Origin of the sequence: Eubacterium sp. AF16-48 (assembly GCF_003479405.1) — a bacterium.
Classification (GTDB): Bacteria; Bacillota; Clostridia; order Lachnospirales; family Lachnospiraceae; genus Eubacterium_G; species Eubacterium_G segne.
On sequence record NZ_QUHB01000001.1, the window covers coordinates 66,394 to 84,001 of the forward strand.

General features: G+C 34.0%; 16 protein-coding genes. All 16 read left to right on the top strand.

Annotated features, from left to right (window positions below; translation table 11 throughout):
* Window positions 1–11 precede the first annotated feature (11 nt).
* The 16 genes from DWW68_RS00325 to glgA all read left to right on the top strand — a co-directional run bounded on the left by DWW68_RS00325 (window position 12) and on the right by glgA (window position 17,544).
* Window positions 12–2,279, top strand: coding sequence for an ABC transporter permease (locus tag DWW68_RS00325; RefSeq protein ID WP_118588473.1), 2,268 nt, complete (start codon window positions 12–14; stop codon window positions 2,277–2,279).
* A 94-nt stretch (window positions 2,280–2,373) separates the two neighbouring features.
* Window positions 2,374–2,745, top strand: coding sequence for an Asp23/Gls24 family envelope stress response protein (locus DWW68_RS00330; RefSeq protein ID WP_021953238.1), 372 nt, complete (start codon window positions 2,374–2,376; stop codon window positions 2,743–2,745).
* Window positions 2,746–2,835: 90 nt separating this feature from the next.
* Window positions 2,836–3,261: a transcription antitermination factor NusB gene (gene nusB / locus DWW68_RS00335; RefSeq protein ID WP_118588474.1), complete on the top strand. Its 426-nt coding sequence runs from the start codon at window positions 2,836–2,838 to the stop codon at window positions 3,259–3,261.
* A gap of 16 nt (window positions 3,262–3,277) precedes the next feature.
* Complete coding sequence (gene xseA, locus DWW68_RS00340) at window positions 3,278–4,486, top strand: exodeoxyribonuclease VII large subunit (RefSeq protein ID WP_021953236.1); 1,209 nt, start codon at window positions 3,278–3,280, stop codon at window positions 4,484–4,486.
* Window positions 4,487–4,488: 2 nt separating this feature from the next.
* Entirely contained in the window at window positions 4,489–4,692 is a 204-nt protein-coding gene (gene xseB, locus DWW68_RS00345) for an exodeoxyribonuclease VII small subunit (protein WP_021953235.1), read from the top strand.
* Window positions 4,685–5,575 (top strand): polyprenyl synthetase family protein, encoded by an 891-nt coding sequence (locus DWW68_RS00350; protein ID WP_021953234.1) that lies wholly within the window; start codon window positions 4,685–4,687, stop codon window positions 5,573–5,575. Before xseB ends, DWW68_RS00350 begins: the two co-directional genes overlap by 8 nt.
* 19 nt (window positions 5,576–5,594) lie before the next feature.
* Window positions 5,595–7,457, top strand: a complete 1,863-nt coding sequence (gene dxs, locus DWW68_RS00355; protein ID WP_118588475.1) for a 1-deoxy-D-xylulose-5-phosphate synthase — start codon at window positions 5,595–5,597, stop codon at window positions 7,455–7,457.
* Entirely contained in the window at window positions 7,454–8,263 is an 810-nt protein-coding gene (locus DWW68_RS00360) for a TlyA family RNA methyltransferase (RefSeq protein ID WP_118588476.1), read from the top strand. The genes dxs and DWW68_RS00360 overlap by 4 nt, the downstream gene beginning before the upstream one ends.
* 11 nt (window positions 8,264–8,274) lie before the next feature.
* Window positions 8,275–9,129 carry an NAD(+)/NADH kinase gene (locus DWW68_RS00365; protein ID WP_021953231.1) on the top strand — a complete coding sequence of 285 codons (855 nt, stop codon included), beginning with the start codon at window positions 8,275–8,277 and terminating at the stop codon, window positions 9,127–9,129.
* Between the two features lie 12 nt (window positions 9,130–9,141).
* Entirely contained in the window at window positions 9,142–9,588 is a 447-nt protein-coding gene (locus DWW68_RS00370) for an arginine repressor (protein WP_021953230.1), read from the top strand.
* A 37-nt stretch (window positions 9,589–9,625) separates the two neighbouring features.
* The gene (gene recN, locus DWW68_RS00375; RefSeq protein WP_118588478.1) at window positions 9,626–11,314 is read left to right on the top strand and encodes a DNA repair protein RecN; all 1,689 of its coding nucleotides are present in this window, start codon (window positions 9,626–9,628) and stop codon (window positions 11,312–11,314) included.
* Between the two features lie 150 nt (window positions 11,315–11,464).
* On the top strand, window positions 11,465–12,685 hold the full coding sequence (gene spoIVB, locus DWW68_RS00380) for a SpoIVB peptidase (protein ID WP_158576769.1): 1,221 nt from the start codon (window positions 11,465–11,467) through the stop codon (window positions 12,683–12,685).
* Window positions 12,686–12,868: 183 nt separating this feature from the next.
* Window positions 12,869–14,008, top strand: coding sequence for a Fic family protein (locus tag DWW68_RS00385; RefSeq protein WP_118588480.1), 1,140 nt, complete (start codon window positions 12,869–12,871; stop codon window positions 14,006–14,008).
* 178 nt (window positions 14,009–14,186) lie between these two features.
* The gene (locus DWW68_RS00390) at window positions 14,187–14,948 is read left to right on the top strand and encodes an FHA domain-containing protein (protein ID WP_118588481.1); all 762 of its coding nucleotides are present in this window, start codon (window positions 14,187–14,189) and stop codon (window positions 14,946–14,948) included.
* 219 nt (window positions 14,949–15,167) lie between these two features.
* On the top strand, window positions 15,168–16,031 hold the full coding sequence (gene spo0A / locus DWW68_RS00395; RefSeq protein ID WP_243052971.1) for a sporulation transcription factor Spo0A: 864 nt from the start codon (window positions 15,168–15,170) through the stop codon (window positions 16,029–16,031).
* Between the two features lie 70 nt (window positions 16,032–16,101).
* Window positions 16,102–17,544, top strand: a complete 1,443-nt coding sequence (gene glgA, locus DWW68_RS00400; RefSeq protein ID WP_021953224.1) for a glycogen synthase GlgA — start codon at window positions 16,102–16,104, stop codon at window positions 17,542–17,544.
* Window positions 17,545–17,608: the final 64 nt, after the last annotated feature.

Here is a 17,608-nt window from a genome sequence, read left to right on the forward strand (position 1 = left end):
TGGTGGCTTAAATGAAGAATCCATTGAGAAAAAGAATATTTAGAGAACTTAAAGAAGATTTTAGCAAGTATCTTGTTATTTTTCTTTTTATGACCCTTACCATTGGCTTTATATCAGGCTTTTTAGTTGCCGCAGGCAGCATGAAAACCGCCTACGATGAAAGCTTTGAAAAGTATAATATTGAGGACGGACATTTTGTTCTTGATAAAAAGGCAGACAATGACCTTATAAAGGAAATAGAAAAAGAAAATGTTACTTTGTATGAAAATTTCTATAAGGATATTGATACAGACAGTAACATGGATGGCAAAAATGACAGCACTTTAAGAGTGTTTAAAGACAGAAAAGAAGTAAATAAAATCTGCCTTATGAAAGGCGAAATGCCTGAAAATGACAATGAAATCACAATTGACAGAATGTATGCTGACAACAACAAGGTTAAAGTAGGGGACAAAATCAGGGTAGGAGATAAGAAATTTAAAGTTTCAGGTTTAGTGGCATTGTCAGATTTTAGTGCATTGTATTCAGATAATAATGATTTGATGTTTGATGCGGTTTTGTTTGGTGTGGCCATAGTTAAAGATGATGTTTTTGAAGCATTTGACCATAATATTAGTTACAGCTATGTATGGAAGTACCGTAATGAGCCGGTAAATGAAACAAAAGAAAAGAAAATGTCTGACAAATTCCTTGAAAAAATGGTTGAAGACGTATATATGGTTCAGAATAATGTGGAAATATATATTCCAAGATATCAGAACAATGCAATTCAGTTTACAGGGGACGATATTGGCGGGGATCAGTCAATGATGCTGGTGCTTTTGTACATACTTATTGTAATAATGGCATTTGTTTTTGCCGTAACAATTAATCACACTATAACCAGGGAAGCAGCGGTAATAGGAACTCTTAGGGCATCAGGCTATACAAGGACAGAATTAATAAGGCATTATATATTCCTGCCAATAATGGTGTCTTTAGTTGCAGCTGTTATAGGTAATATATTAGGATATACAGCCTTTAAATATGTTGCTGCAAGTATGTATTACGGAAGCTATTCACTGCCTACATATGTTACTATCTGGAATGGAAAAGCATTTATTTTAACAACAGTTGTACCTCTTATAATTATGCTGGTGGTTAATTTTATATCTCTTTATAAGAAGCTTAAACTTAGTCCTCTTAAATTTATCAGAAGGAATTTAAGCAAAAAGAAAAACAAAAAAGCCTTTAAACTTCCGGCATTTAAGTTTATGAGCAGATTCAGATTAAGAATCATATTCCAAAATAAGGTAAGCTATATTACTTTATTTGTAGGTATCGCTTTTGCAAATATTTTGCTTATGTTTGGTCTTATGATGCATCCTCTTTTGGAAAAATACCAGGATGAAATAGTAGACAATATGATGGCAAATTATCAGTATGTTCTTAAAAATCCGGTGGATGTAAAAGATGATGAGGCGGAAAAGTATTGTTTAAACAGTCTTGAATTTAGCAAATACAGCCTGAAAGAGGATATAAGTATTTATGGAATTGAAAATAACAGCAAATATTTAAAAGATGATGTAAGTGACGGATATTATGTTTCTAATACTTTTAGCCAGAAGTATAGAGTAAATGCAGGGGATACCATTACCTTAAAAGAGAAGTATGGCAGTAAAAAGTACAAATTCAAAATAAAGGGTACAGTGGAATATCCGGCAGGTCTGGTAATATTTATGTCCAATAAGGAATTCTGCAAGGTATTTGATAAAGATGATGATTATTACACTGGATATTTTTCAAATAAGGAGTTAAATATTAAGGAAAAAGATGTTGCTTCCTGTATTACAGAGGATGATTTAACCAAAACATCAAGACAGCTTAATGTTTCCATGGGACAAATATTCTATCTTATAAATATTTTTGCAGTTGTGCTATTTGTAATTTTAATATATTTGCTTACTAAACTTATTATTGAAAAGAATACAAACTCCATTTCCATGGTAAAAATATTGGGATATAACAATGGAGAAATTGCCAGGTTATATTTAATGGCAACAACCTGGGTTGTAGTAATATCTATTTTATTAAGCATCATTATTTCAAAGGAAATAATTGAAGTTATTTATTTTGAAATGATGAAAGATTATACAGGATGGCTTTCGTTATACATTGCTCCAAAGGTGTATGTGGAAATGTTTGTTCTGGGAATTGTATCATATGGTTTAGTTGCTATATTGCAGTTTAGAAAGATAAAGAAGGTACCTATGGATGAGGCATTAAAAAATGTTGAATAAAAATTCATGACTCATTCTTTACGGTAGTTGTAAAAAAAAAGGTTTAATGGTATACTTACAAGGATAGAATGACTTTAATATCCAGGAGGTATACATGGAAGCTGAAAGAAACACATATATAATAAATGATAATTCGGAATTAGGAGAAGTACACATTAGTGACGATGTCTTAGCTGTTATTTCAGCTATGGCGGCTATGGAAGTGGACGGAGTGCTTGCTATGGCAGGAAACATTACGGCAGAGATTGTGGCAAGATTAGGAATGAAAAAGCTTTCAAAAGGCGTTAGAGTTAAAGTGGACGAAAATACAGTAGTTATTGATTTATCAATTGTTCTCAGAATGAATGAAAACATTGTTAAAATTTCAAACAAGGTACAGGATAAAGTTAAAACTACAGTTGAAAATATGACAGGCATGGAAGTTGCCGGAGTAAATGTAAATATTTCTAATGTTTTATCGAATTAATCAGGACTTTTAAAGGGTGCCTTAGAGGCACCCTTTTTGCAGTAGAAGCCGTAAGGCTTATAATTGACATGTTTTTGAAAGGATATAATTATGAAAAGGGAAAAATCCAGAGAGTGTACTTTCTTATTGCTGTTTAGTAATGATTTCCATGAGGCTAATGAAGTGGCAAAACAGTTAGATATGCTTATTGAAAATCAAAATGATATAAACGAAAATAAAGAAGACCCCATTATAGCAAAAGAGGCAGACAGGGAATATATAACTGCCAGAGTAATTGATATAGAGAAAAACATAGAAGAAATAGACAAAAAAATTAATGAAGTAGCTGTAGGCTGGAGTACGGAACGTATGTCAAAGGTTGATCTTACCATACTTCGTTTAGCATATTATGAAATGAAAATGGATGAAGAAGTCCCTCAGAAGGTTGCCATAGATCAGGCAATTAATTTAGCTAAAAAATATGGCGGAGAAGAATCTTCTTCCTTTGTAAATGGAATATTGGCGAAATTATATTAGAATTTAGGAGAAGGCAATGGCATCTGTATATTCCGTAGGTCAGGTGAATGCTTATATTAAAAATATGTTTAATGCTGATTTTGCATTAAATAACATATATATAAAAGGTGAAATAAGTAATTGCAAATATCATACATCAGGACATATTTATTTTACATTAAAAGACAGTACCGGTGTCATATCTGCAGTTATGTTTGCCGGAAACAGAAAAGGGTTGAAGTTTAAACTTGAAGAGGGACAGAAAGTAATTGCTCTTGGAAGTGTTAGTGTATACGAAAGAGACGGAAAATATCAGTTATACGCAAAGCAGATTATTTTAGAGGGCACAGGTCTTTTGTACCAGAGATTTGAACAACTGAAAACCCAGTTAGAGGAAATGGGTCTTTTTGATAAAATGTACAAAAAGCCTATTCCAAAGTATGCAACTAAAGTAGGTATCTGTACTGCAAGTACAGGGGCTGCAATACAGGATATTATAAACATCTCAAAAAGAAGAAATCCTTTTGTACAGTTGTATTTATATCCGTGTCTTGTTCAGGGACAGGGAGCGGCAGTGGATATTGTTAATGCCATAAGATGTTTAGATTCCATGGATTTAGACGTTATTATAGTTGGCAGAGGTGGTGGAAGCATAGAGGATTTGTGGGCGTTTAATGAGGAAATTGTAGCTAAGGCAATTTTTGACTGCGATACGCCTGTTATATCTGCAGTAGGTCATGAAACTGACTTTACAATAGCTGATTTTGTAGCTGATATGAGGGCACCTACACCATCTGCGGCGGCGGAACTGGCAGTGTTTGATTACAGTGAATTTATGGAAAAACAGCTAAATTATAGCAGACTGCTTTTTTCGTCAATAGACAATAAATTAAAAATATACAGAAAAAGTCTTAAGTCCTATGAAACGTCAGTTAATTTATTTAGTCCTGTTAATCAGCTTCAAAGTAGGAGACAGTACAGTGATGAGTTAATGACTAAGTTATCCAAAGAATTAAATGATGTATTAAATGATAGAAAACATAAGCTTCAGATTTATGCAGAGAGACTAAATGGAATGTCACCACTTAATAAAATATCAAAAGGCTTTGCATATGTAACAGATGGCAATAAGAAACCACTTACCTCTGTGAGTCAGGTAAAAGCAGATGATGAAATGTCACTTATTATTAAAGATGGCACAATTAAAGCAAAGGTAGTGGAAGTTTTTCAGGAAAGTAAGGAGTAGCCATGAGTGAAAATAAAAAATCTGTAGAAGAGAGTTTTAATGAAATAGAAAGTATTATTGCAGAGATGCAAAAAGAAGACGTTACCCTTGACCGTTCCTTTGAACTTTACAATCAGGGGTTAACGCTTATTAAGGAATGTAATGAAAAATTAGATTCCATGGAAAAGCAGATTAAAATAATAGAAGAAGGTAATATAAATGGATAAATTACAGATATTATATAATAACAAAATCGATAAGGTAACAGACATTATATATAGTTTTTGTCCTACTGAAGAAGGATTACAGCAGACAGTAATTGATGCAATGAATTATAGTGTAAAAGCCGGGGGAAAACGTTTGCGTCCCCTTGTATTATTAGAGACACTTAAATTATTTGGAGGCGAGGAAGAGGAGGCATATCCTTTTATGGCTGCCATAGAAATGATACACACATATTCGTTAGTACATGATGATTTACCGGCAATGGATAATGATAAATACAGAAGAGGTAAGCTTACAACTCACGCTAAATTCGGTGAAAATATGGCAATACTTGCAGGAGATGCATTGCTTAATTATGCTTATGAAATAATGTCTGATGCAGTAATGAACAGCAAGTATCCAAAACGTGCCATAAGAGCCATGCAGACTATTGCCAGAAAAGCAGGAATATATGGAATGGTGGGAGGACAGACGGTAGACGTTGAAAATGAAGGAAAAGAAATGTCCATTGATACCATTAATTATATTCATAATTTAAAAACAGCAGCTCTTATTGAAGGTTCAATGATGGCAGGAGCCATACTTGCAGGAGCAAAAGCGGAAGAAATAGATATAGTAGAAAAGATTGCTAAAAGCATAGGTGTGGCTTTCCAGATACAGGACGATATTCTGGATGTAACGGGAGATACTAATCAGTTAGGAAAGGCAGTTTTAAGCGACGAAAAAAATCACAAAACTACATATGTTTCTTTACTTGGTGTAAATATCTCTAAGGAGCATGTTAAGAGATATTCAAGGGATGCCATTGAATTATTAGAGAGTTTAAATAAAGATGATGCATTCTTGAAGTTTTTATTTGTAAAGCTTATAGATAGAGATAAATAAATTTTTTAGTGAGAAAACAATGGGTAAAATATTAGATAATATTAATAAACCAAATGATATAAAAAAAATATCCAGAAGTGATTATCCTAAGTTAGCGCAGGAAATAAGGGAATTTCTTATTTCTTCTGTCAGCAAAACCGGAGGGCATTTAGCTTCTAATTTAGGAACGGTAGACCTTACTATTGCACTTCATGCGGTACTTAATTTACCGGAAGATAAAATTGTGTGGGATGTGGGACATCAGTCTTATACCCACAAAATCTTAACAGGAAGAAAAAATCAGTTTGATACTTTAAGACAGCTTGACGGGTTAAGTGGTTTCCCTAAGAGAAATGAATGTGAATGTGACAGCTTTGACACAGGTCACAGCTCAACATCTATTTCCGCAGCTCTTGGAATGGCGGTAGCTAACAGTTTAAATGGCAATGACAACAGGGTTGTAGCTGTAATTGGTGACGGAGCCCTTACAGGAGGGCTGGCGTTAGAGGCTTTAAATAATGTGGCTTCATTAAACAAGAATTTCGTTATTATTTTAAATGACAATGATATGTCCATTTCTGAAAATGTAGGAAGCATGTCAAATTATTTAAATAAGTTCAGGGTTGGTGAACATTATAATGATTTTAAAATTGATGTGGAGCATTCATTAAGCAAAATTCCGGGAATAGGTCAGAAACTGGTTAAAAGTGTAAAAAAAACAAAGGATAATCTTAAAAATCTTATTATCCATGGCGGATTGTTTGATGATATAGGTATAACCTATATCGGACCTGTAAACGGTCATGATATTAACGGAATGATAGATATTTTCAATGATGCCCTTAAAATTGAGCATCCCATAGTTATACACGTTAAAACCAAAAAGGGAAAAGGATATACCTTTGCAGAGAAAAATCCGTCAAAATATCATGGAATTAACAGTTTTCATATTGAAACCGGATTAGAAACGGTGCATAAGAAGACTATGACATACACAGATGTTTTTTCAAAAAAACTTGTAGAACTGGCTTCAAAAAATAAGAAGATAGTTGCAATTACTGCAGCAATGAGAGACGGAACAGGACTTGATTTGTTTGCAAAGAAATATCCAAAGCGTTTCTTTGATGTGGGAATAGCGGAAGAACATGGAGTAACCTTTGCAGCGGGACTGGCAGCATCAGGTTATAAGCCTGTAATTTCCATATATTCTTCTTTTTATCAGAGAGCATATGATGAAATATTACATGATGTATGTCTTCAAAAACTTCCTGTTACATTTATAGTGGACAGGGCAGGACTTGTAGGAAGAGATGGGGAAACCCATCAGGGAATTTTTGATATATCTTTTATGTCGGCAATTCCTAACCTTACAATGATAGCACCTAAGGATAAAAGGGAATTAGAAGAAGCACTGGAGTTTGCAATGGATTTTGACGCTCCTGTGGCAGTCAGATTTGCAAGAGGCAGTGCCTATATAAGTCATAATGATAATTATAAATTTGAATATGGCAAAAGTGAAATTATAAAGCAAGGTAGAGACATTGCCATAATCGCTGTGGGAAATATGGTTGAGGAAACACAAAAAGCAGTAAGCAGCCTTGAAAATAATGGCATAAATGTAACCTTTGTAAATGCAAGATTTATAAAGCCTGTGGATTATGGTATGATTGAAAATCTTGCTAAGAACCATAAAAACATAATTGTAGTTGAGGAAGCTATTAAAAAAGGCGGATTTGGTGAAAGTGTTGAAGCTTATGCTCAGGAAAATAACTTAAACACTAAAGTTTCAGTTATGGCAATAGAGGATAAATTTGTTGAACAGGGCTCAGTGGAAGAATTAAGAGACAGATTAGGAATAAGTGATAAAAAAATATATGAAAAGGTAATGGGTTTACTGAAATGAAAGAAAGACTAGATGTATTACTGGTGAAAAGAGGTCTTGCACCTTCAAGGGAAAAGGCTAAGGCAATAATAATGAGTGGTATTGTCTTTGTGGATAACGTAAGGGAAGATAAAGCAGGAACTTCTTTTGATGAAAAGGTAAATATAGAGGTAAGAGGTAAAACTCTTAAATATGTAAGCCGTGGCGGTCTTAAGTTAGAAAAGGCAATGGACAAATTCGGTGTGTGTGTTGACAACAAAATATGTATGGATGTTGGTGCCTCCACAGGAGGATTTACAGACTGTATGTTACAAAATGGAGCAGTAAAGGTATATTCTGTGGATGTGGGACATGGACAGCTTGCATGGAAATTAGTTCAGGATGACAGAGTTGTATGCATGGATAGAACTAACATAAGGTATGTTACACAGGATGACATTGATGACGTAATTGAATTTGCGTCCATTGATGTATCATTTATATCATTAACTAAAGTTTTACTTCCTGTCAGAGAACTGCTAAGTGAAAACGGACAGATAGTGTGTCTCATTAAACCACAGTTTGAGGCAGGCAGGGAAAACGTTGGGAAAAAAGGTGTTGTAAGAGATAAAAAAGTACATACACAGGTTATAGAAATGGTAATTGAATATGCAAAAAGCATAGGATTTGGAATTATTAATTTAGATTTTTCGCCGGTAAAGGGACCGGAGGGAAATATTGAATATTTACTGTACTTACAAAAATTAAAAGAAGGGGAAGATTTTCAGGAAAATAATGTAAATCCAAGTGAAGTAGTGGAGTGTTCACATATGGAACTTGATAAATAGAGGTGTTTAATTTGAAGAATTTTTGCATTGTATCAAACAGCTATAAAGATAAAGAATTGAATTTAGCGAAAAAAACTTCTGAATACATTAAGCTAAAAGGTGGTAAATGCTATTTAGCAGATAATGTGGACATTACAACGGGAGATTTCAGGGTTCTTGATGCAAATGAGTTTCCAAAAGACACAGAGTGTGTTATAAGTATAGGTGGAGACGGAACTCTTTTACATACTGCAAAGGATTTGATGAAGCTTGATGTGGTATTTGTGGGAGTGAATAAAGGAACTCTTGGTTTTTTAGCGGAAATCTCTCCGGAAAATGTAGAATCAGCCATTGACAGATTAATGGATGACAGATTTAATGTGGAATCCAGGATGATGTTAAAGGGTGAAATAATAAGGGATAATAATGTCATATATGAATCTACGGTTTTAAATGACATCGTTATACATAGAGCAGCTGATATGGCAATCACAAGATATGAAGTATTCGTAAATGGACAGCTTCTTGGCAATTTTGAGGCGGACGGTATTATATTGTCCACTCCAACAGGGTCTACGGCTTATAATCTTTCAGCAGGAGGACCTTTGGCAAGACCGGATTCTCATTTGATTATGCTGACCCCTATTTGCCCTCATACTTTAACTAACAGAAGCATCATTTTTTCAAAAAATGATGAAATTGAGGTTGTAATAGGTGAAAGCAGAACACCAAATGAAGAAAGAAGAACTGTTGCTTTTGACGGTGACGGCATTTACAATATAGTATCCGGTGATATAATAAGAATCAGTGTTGCTGATGAAACTACGGAAATTGCAAAACTTGATGAAAGCAGTTTCCTACAGGCAGTAAAAGATAAATTAAGATAGGAAAAGGTAAAAGTGAAGACAAAGAGACAACGTAAAATAATTGAATTAATAACTGAAAGAAATGTTGAAACTCAGGATGAGTTAGCAGCATTATTGGAAAAGGAAGGATTTACGGTAACACAGGCTACAATATCAAGAGATATTAGAGAGCTTAACCTTACCAAATCAGTTTCACCGGATGGTGGACAGAAATACTCCATTGCAGTAAGTGCATTAGGTGGCATTTACGGAAAGTATTTAAGAGTATTAAGTGACGGCATTTTAAAAATGGAAATAGCTGAGAACATTCTTGTTATAAAGACTGTTTCAGGTATGGCAATGGCAGTTGGTGCAGCTGTAGATGCCATGAGTATTGAAAATGTTGTTGGCTGTATAGCAGGAGATGACACAATTATGTGTATCATTAAAACAAAGGAAGATGCACCGGTAGTAAAAGCACGTATAGAAGAGGCTATTTAAATATTAAAAACGGGAGATGAGCACAGAAGGAGAAAATATGTTAATTAATTTACATGTAAAGAATCTTGCATTAATTAAAGAAGCTGATGTAGATTTTAGCAAAGGTCTGATTGTGCTTACAGGTGAAACGGGAGCCGGAAAGTCATTACTTTTAGGCTCTGTTAATATTGCCCTGGGAAATAAAGTATCTAAGGATATTATCCGTACAGGAGCACAGTTTGCCTTAGTGGAACTGACATTTCAGGTAGATGAAGTTTGTGCTTCTAAGCTTAAGCAGATGGATATTTTTATGGAAGAGGGAAATATTATTACTGTTTCAAGAAAAATATCAGAAAGCAGAAGCGTGTCAAAAATAAATGGTGAGACAGTTAATGTTAATGTTTTAAAAAAAGTAATGGGAATGTTAGTTGACATTCACGGTCAGCATGAACACCAGTCATTATTATATGTTTCTAATCATTTAAATATTCTTGATAAATATGCTAAAAAGGAAATGGCGGATATTTTAAAGGGATTATCTGCTGAATATGGTAATTATACTGAACTTAAGTCCCGGCTGTCATCCTATAATATAGATGAGGCACAAAGGATGAGGGAGATTGAGTTTTCTATGTATGAAGTAAATGAAATAGAAAATGCCAATCTTATTCCCGGTGAGGATGAGGAGCTTGAAGAGCAGTATAAGAAGTTGTCCAATAGCGAAAATATAGTGGAAACCCTGTCATCTGTGTATGGACTTATAGGTTATGACAGTATGCAGTCAGCAGGTGAGTTAATATCTAAGGCAACACAGGAAATAAGCTCCATAAGTAATTTTGACGAAAAAATAAACGGATTTAAGGAGACTTTGTTTGATATAGATTCCGTTTGTAGGGATTTGTCGGCAGAGATTTCTGATTATACCGGTGAATTAGAATATGACCCAAGGGAAGTAAGCAGAATAAGTGAGCGGCTTGATACCATAAACCATTTAAAATTAAAATATGGGAAGACCATAGATGATATTTTGCAGTATCAGGATAAGAAACAGTCATATCTTGATGAATTAAATAATTATAGTGAAAAAATTGACCAAATTAAAGGATTAATAACAGAAAGCCGGGAGAAGCTTCAGGTGCTGTCGGAAAGAGCCTCAAAGATCAGAAAAACAGCTGCAAAAGAGTTACAAAATAGCATAACTGATGCACTTAAGGATTTGAATTTCTTATCTGTTGATTTTAAGATAAATATTACAAAAAAGGATAAGATAACAGATAAAGGATTTGATAATGTGGAATTTATGATATCCACTAATCCCGGTGAGCCTGTAAGACCTCTTGCTAAGGTGGCATCCGGCGGTGAATTATCAAGAATAATGCTTGCAATTAAATCTCTTCTTGCAGGAGAGGATGAAATTGAAACTTTGATTTTTGATGAAATTGACACAGGTATAAGTGGCAAAACAGCCAGCATGGTGGCTGAAAAACTTGCAAAAATAAGCGCAAATCATCAGGTTATATGTATATCACATTTGTCTCAGATAGCAGCAATGGCAGATAGTCATTATCTTATAAAAAAAGACATGGAAGATAATTCCACAGCTACAAATATTGTGAAATTAACTAGAGAAGAATCAATAAAAGAAATTGTCAGAATTAATGGTGACGGAACTATGACAGATGCCGCAATTGCCCACGCAATTGAAATGAAAGATATGGCAGACAGAACAAAAAGTAACTTGGTTTAAAGTTGAGTTTTTTGGAATATTAAGAAGGAGAACATTAATCGGTTAAAGATTATGTTTTCCTTCTTTTTTTGGTATTTTTAAGAAAAAGGGGATGGAACACATAGGTGATTATGATAGAAAAATAAGGGAATAATATCAGGAGGGATGAATATGATGAAAATATATAAAAAATGCATTATTGCATCAATATTGGCGGCACTTATTGTAATACTTGTTTCAGGAGCATTATATGTAAAAAATAACCTGCCGGATACAATATTTGTGGGAACAAACAAAGTTACAAAATATCAGTTTTCAATGCCTGTTTCGCTGGATGTTACAGGGGAAAATACTGTGAAATTATCAGGGGAAAATGATATATATTCCGGTGAAAAGGGAAATTATAAGGGCAAATATAAGCTGTTCGGTATTTTTGATTTAAAAAATACCAATGTAAAGGTAGTGGATAAAGAATATGCCTATCCTGTGGGACTTCCTGTAGGATTATATTTGAAAACCCAGGGGGTAATGATAATCGGAACCGGTGACATTGATACAGGAACAGGGGATAAAATATCTCCTGCAAAAAACAAAGTAAATGAAGGGGAGTACATTGTAAAATTTAATGACATAAGTGTAAGTAATAAGGCACAGTTATCATATTTGATAAATGAAAACGGCAATAAAGAAGTGTTACTTACAGTAAGAAATGAAACGGGAATAAGAACTGTGAAAATTAAACCTGAAAGAAACAGTGACGGTGAATATATGCTGGGAATATGGGTAAGAGACGATTCTCAGGGAATTGGAACCATAACATATGTAACAGATGACGGAAAGTACAGGGCATTAGGTCATGGAATCAGTGACATAGACACGGGCAAACTGTTATCATCCCATAATGGAACCATATATAATGCCAATATATGGGGAGTAAAAAAAGGTGAAAAAGGCAAACCGGGAGGACTTTGCGGAACAATACTTTACAATGAAAATAATGTATTGGGAAATATAGAGGATAACAGATTTTGCGGCTTGTCAGGAACAATCAACAGTGACATAGTTTCAAAATATAATCTGAAAAAAATGGAAGTGGCATTCCACGATGAAATAGAAAAAGGAGATGCAAAAATACAGTTTATTACTAATGGAAATGTTGAATATTATGATATAGAAATTGAGGAAATAAATGTAAACAATAAGGAAAAAAATATGGTTATTAAAGTTACTGACCAAGAACTTTTAAAAAAGACCAATGGGATAGTTCAGGGAATGAGCGGCTCTCCCATTATTCAAAATGGGCACATTATTGGGGCTGTAACCCATGTTTTTGTTAATGATCCAACTAAAGGGTACGGAATATTTATAGAAAATATGTTGGATTACAATTAACCACAAAAGTCTTTCTAATAGGTTATGGGGAATACATGAGAGCAAAAGCAGTTATAGCAGTTGCAAAAAAAGATTTTTTGAAATAAGGCACAAAAAATAATAGATCTATTTCAAAAACACGGTGATTTTTTGAAATAAAAGAGGTATAATCAGTATAATTATTTCAAAAAGAGGTGAAATTTTATGAGTCGAGCAGGAACGTATGTTGACAATTTAACAGGAGAGGCTACTTATCAATCTTTTAAACCAAATCCATTACCGCCAATGCCAAAAATTAAAATGGATGAGGAAATGGTAAGACTTTTAGTAGATGCCAATAAACAACTTGTAAAACTAGATACTGCATCACAGTTAATTTCAAATGCGGATTTGTTTATATTAATGTATGTTAGAAAAGAAGCATTAATTTCCTCACAAATAGAAGGAACACAGTGCACTCTTGATGATGTGCTAGATCCGGAAGTGGAAACAAATGCAAATCTGGATGTTTCAGATGTCATTAATTATGTGAAAGCAACACAGTATGCATTAAAGCGTCTGGAAGAATTACCTTTATGTTGCAGATTAATAAGAGAAATACATGAAGTATTAATGGAAAATGTTCGTGGACAGGATAAGACGCCGGGAGAGTTTAGACATTCTCAAAACTGGATTGGGCCAGCCAACTGCTCATTAAAAGATGCAAGATATATTCCTCCAAATGTAGATGATATGCAAGAAGCCATGGATGATTTAGAAAAATATGTTAATGAGAATACGGATTATGATTCATTGATTCGGGTAGCATTGATTCACTATCAGTTTGAGACAATACATCCATTTTTGGACGGCAATGGAAGAATCGGAAGACTTTTAATACTTCTTTATCTGATGGAACAGGGATTGCTTGCAAAACCAGTCATTTATATATCATATTTTTTGAAAAAAAACCAGGTAGAATATTATGACCGAATTAGTGAAGTTAGAAGAAGTGGAAACTTTGAACAATGGATAAGATTCTTTTTGGAATCAGTGAGTAAAGCAGCATCTGATTCTTTAGAAACAATTCGTCAGCTTTCTGTATTGCATGAAACTAACATAGAAAAGCTTCCGAAAACCACTAGAAGTAAAGATAATTTAAGGGCTGTGTTTGATTATATCGAGCAATATCCGATTATTGATATTAAGAGAACTGCTAAGAAATTAGGTATTAGTTATAATACAGTAGCTACGGCAGTAAAGAAGCTCGTCGAACTTGGTATTTTGCAGGAGACCACCAATGCTGCGAGAAATAGAGTGTTTGTCTATGAGGAGTATTTAGGAATATTGAGGAAGGATACGTAAGAAGTAGGAAAAGATAATGATATTTGTTGATTGGAAGGCATTTAAATATAAATTGTTTGACGGTTTTGTCCTATGCATAGAAAAATACCCAAACTTGCAAAAAATGTAGTATAATCAATAAAAGGGTTTGTTTAACCTGTGATACCATAGAAAAATAAATAGCAGAAAGGAATTATTTATGGGAAGAAATAATATTCAACTGGCTTATGAAATAGAGGACATGATAAAAAAATACAACAAGAAGCCTGAAAAGAAAGTAAAAAGGAAGGATATTGTGAATATGCTTCAAAATGCCGAAATAATTATGGCAGTAAGGGCAGGCTTTGATGGTTGTGAAATATATGATGAGGTAATGGAAGGGGTATCAATGACTCCTGACATTGTTAAAGATGGAAATCGTGCAAGACTTCTTCCGGTATTTACTTCTTATGAACAGATACCGGAGGACTATATGAATACATTTTCACTTATAAGAATGGCAGCAATGGATGCCTATACATTTATGAATGATTGTGAGGGATTGGATGGAATGGTGTTAAATCCTTTTACTGAGGCGCATTTAGAATTAAAAAAGAAAAAGGATTTAAGCAAAAAAACCATTACAAGACATTATAAAAAAGAGGAAGAACCTGTAAGACGTCCGGTGGCACAGCAGCCGGAGGCAATGGTTATTTACAATAATAAAAAATACGTTATAAACAAAAGTCCTTTTACCATTGGAAGAGAAAATGCCAATATTGTAATACCGGAGACTTATATATCAAAAATACACGTGGTTATTTCATATAAAGACGGAAAATACAGGGTGGCTGACTATGCATCCACTAATGGAACAAGGGTTAATGGTACTTTGTTAAAGCCAAAAGTGTATTACGAATTAAGAGATGGTTACGTTATTGAATTGTCAGATAAGGAAAAAATGATTGTTTATATTAATTAATTTTTTATCGACATTTCAGTAAAAAAATCGACTTTAAATTGGCGATTTATTGATGTATTTAATCTTTTTATGTTACATAAAAAATTATATGTAAACCCCTTTGTCGAATTATGGGTTTTTATGCGATTTCTTTAAGTTGAACTGGAACAAAATACAATCTATAATCTTCTTTGTCAAAAGAATTCAAACAGTACTGTATTTTGACAAACAGGAGGATAGATGATGATCAGTAATACGGGAAATAGCAGTATAAATAGAGTGATTAATACAAATTATGGCAGAAAAAATGAGAAAATTAACGTAGCCATAGTAGATGATAATGAGAAGATAATAAGCAATATTTGTGATAAATTATCAGATGACAGTGAAATTGAGGTAGTTGGCAAGGCAACTAATGGGGAAGAAGCATATGATATGATAAAGAAGAATAACCCTGATGTTGTTATACTTGATTTGATTATGCCAAAGATGGACGGACTGTCACTGATGAACAAAATACATAATGATGGCAGTATGATTAAATTGCCTTTTTTCATAATTGCATCAGCCATAAGCAATGAGACAGTAATTCAGGATGCCTTTGGCATGGGGGCAGGTTACTATATGTTAAAGCCCTTTGAAATGGATATGATTGTTGACAGAATAAAAAGCGTAAGCTCATATAACAGAAAAATACCTGAAAATAAAAAGCTTATTGCTCCATATGAGGATAAAAAGCAGTTTATGGAAAGAAATATTGAAGGGGACGTTACAAACATCATACATGATGTGGGAGTTCCGGCTCATATTAAGGGCTATCAGTATTTAAGAGAGGCAATTATTATGTCGGTTAATGACCCGGAAATGCTTAATTCCATTACAAAGATTCTTTATCCAACCATTGCAAAGAAGTTTCAGACCACATCAAGCAGAGTGGAAAGAGCTATAAGACATGCTATTGAAGTTGCGTGGAACAGGGGAAGAATGGACACCATTGATGAATTGTTTGGCTACACCATTAATGCGGAAAAGGGTAAGCCTACCAATTCAGAATTTATTGCATTAATTGCAGACAAAATCAGGTTAGAATACAAATGCAGATAAAAATACCTTTTATTTATCAGACATTTTTAGTATTATATACTTAAGAAAAATATGAACCGGAGGTAAAACTATGAAGAAAATTTTATTCGTTGCATCAGAATGTGCACCTTTTATTAAGACCGGTGGTCTTGCAGATGTTGTAGGTTCACTACCAAAATGTTTTGACAAAAAAGAATACGATGTTAGAGTTATTATTCCTAAATATATGTGTATGAACCAGAAGTGGAAGGATAAAATGACTTATTTAAATCATTTTTATATGGACCTTTGCTGGAGAAGACAGTATGTTGGAATAATGGAAATGGAATATGAGGGGGTTAAATATTACTTCATTGACAATGAATATTATTTTGCAGGAGACAAGCCATACAGTGATGTGAGATATGACCTTGAAAAATTTGCATTTTTCTCAAGGGCTGTGTTGTCAGCACTTCCGGTAATTGATTTCAGACCTGACGTTATACATTGTCATGACTGGCAGACAGGACTTATTCCTGTATATTTACATGACAGTTTCGCATATGGCGATTTCTATCGTGGAATTAAGTCGATTATGACAATACATAACCTTAAATTCCAGGGTGTATGGGATATAGATACCATAAAGGATATTGCAGGACTATCAGATTATTATTTCACATCTGATAAGTTAAAGGATTATGATAATGGAAATTACTTAAAGGGTGGAATTGTTTATGCTGATATGGTAACAACAGTTAGTGATACATATGCTCAGGAAATAAAAACACCGTTTTATGGGGAAGGCTTAGATGGACTTATGAGGGCAAGGTCAAACTGCTTAAGAGGAATTGTAAACGGAATTGATTACAAGGAATATGACCCGGCTACAGACAACCTTATTGCCAAAAATTTCTCAGTAGAGAATTTTAGAAAAGAAAAGGTTAAAAATAAAACAGCACTGCAGAAGGAATTGGGATTAGAGGTTAATCCAAAGAAAATGATGATAGGACTTGTAAGCAGACTTACGGATCAGAAGGGACTTGATCTTATAGCATGCGTTATGGATGAGTTGTGTCAGGATGCAGTTCAGTTTGTAATTTTAGGAACAGGGGAAGAAAGATACGAAAATATGTTCAGACATTTTGACTGGAAATATGGAAAAGACGTATCTGCCAATATTTTCTATTCAGAGGAGTTATCTCATAAGATTTACGCCGCATGTGATGCATTTCTTATGCCATCTCTCTTTGAACCGTGTGGACTTAGTCAGCTTATGAGTTTAAGATATGGTACACTTCCGATAGTCCGCGAAACCGGTGGATTAAAAGATACGGTACAGCCTTACAATGAATACGAAAATACAGGTACAGGATTCTCATTTAGCAATTATAATGCTCATGAGATGATGGGTACGGTAAGATACGCAGAACATGTATTTTATGATAAAAAACGTGATTGGAACAAGATGGTTGAAAGGGCTATGAAGGCTGATTTCTCATGGAAGGCATCAGCTGAAAAATACCAGCAGTTATATAATGATTTGTTAGGATAATAGCTGACATTAAAATCGTAAAAAGTATAAAAAGACAGGTAGAAATTTCTTTAATGAAATCAGA

Excerpts from the sequence above, each read along its gene's own strand:
- DWW68_RS00350 (WP_021953234.1), top strand. The coding sequence starts at position 4,685 with ATGGATAAATTACAGATATTATATAATAACAAAATCGATAAGGTAACA.
- xseA (WP_021953236.1), top strand. The coding sequence starts at position 3,278 with ATGGCATCTGTATATTCCGTAGGTCAGGTGAATGCTTATATTAAAAAT.
- DWW68_RS00330 (WP_021953238.1), top strand. The coding sequence starts at position 2,374 with ATGGAAGCTGAAAGAAACACATATATAATAAATGATAATTCGGAATTA.
- DWW68_RS00360 (WP_118588476.1), top strand. The coding sequence starts at position 7,454 with ATGAAAGAAAGACTAGATGTATTACTGGTGAAAAGAGGTCTTGCACCT.
- xseB (WP_021953235.1), top strand. The coding sequence starts at position 4,489 with ATGAGTGAAAATAAAAAATCTGTAGAAGAGAGTTTTAATGAAATAGAA.
- DWW68_RS00385 (WP_118588480.1), top strand. The coding sequence starts at position 12,869 with ATGAGTCGAGCAGGAACGTATGTTGACAATTTAACAGGAGAGGCTACT.
- nusB (WP_118588474.1), top strand. The coding sequence starts at position 2,836 with ATGAAAAGGGAAAAATCCAGAGAGTGTACTTTCTTATTGCTGTTTAGT.
- spo0A (WP_243052971.1), top strand. The coding sequence starts at position 15,168 with ATGATGATCAGTAATACGGGAAATAGCAGTATAAATAGAGTGATTAAT.
- spoIVB (WP_158576769.1), top strand. The coding sequence starts at position 11,465 with ATGATGAAAATATATAAAAAATGCATTATTGCATCAATATTGGCGGCA.
- DWW68_RS00390 (WP_118588481.1), top strand. The coding sequence starts at position 14,187 with ATGGGAAGAAATAATATTCAACTGGCTTATGAAATAGAGGACATGATA.
- glgA (WP_021953224.1), top strand. The coding sequence starts at position 16,102 with ATGAAGAAAATTTTATTCGTTGCATCAGAATGTGCACCTTTTATTAAG.
- DWW68_RS00325 (WP_118588473.1), top strand. The coding sequence starts at position 12 with ATGAAGAATCCATTGAGAAAAAGAATATTTAGAGAACTTAAAGAAGAT.
- dxs (WP_118588475.1), top strand. The coding sequence starts at position 5,595 with ATGGGTAAAATATTAGATAATATTAATAAACCAAATGATATAAAAAAA.
- recN (WP_118588478.1), top strand. The coding sequence starts at position 9,626 with ATGTTAATTAATTTACATGTAAAGAATCTTGCATTAATTAAAGAAGCT.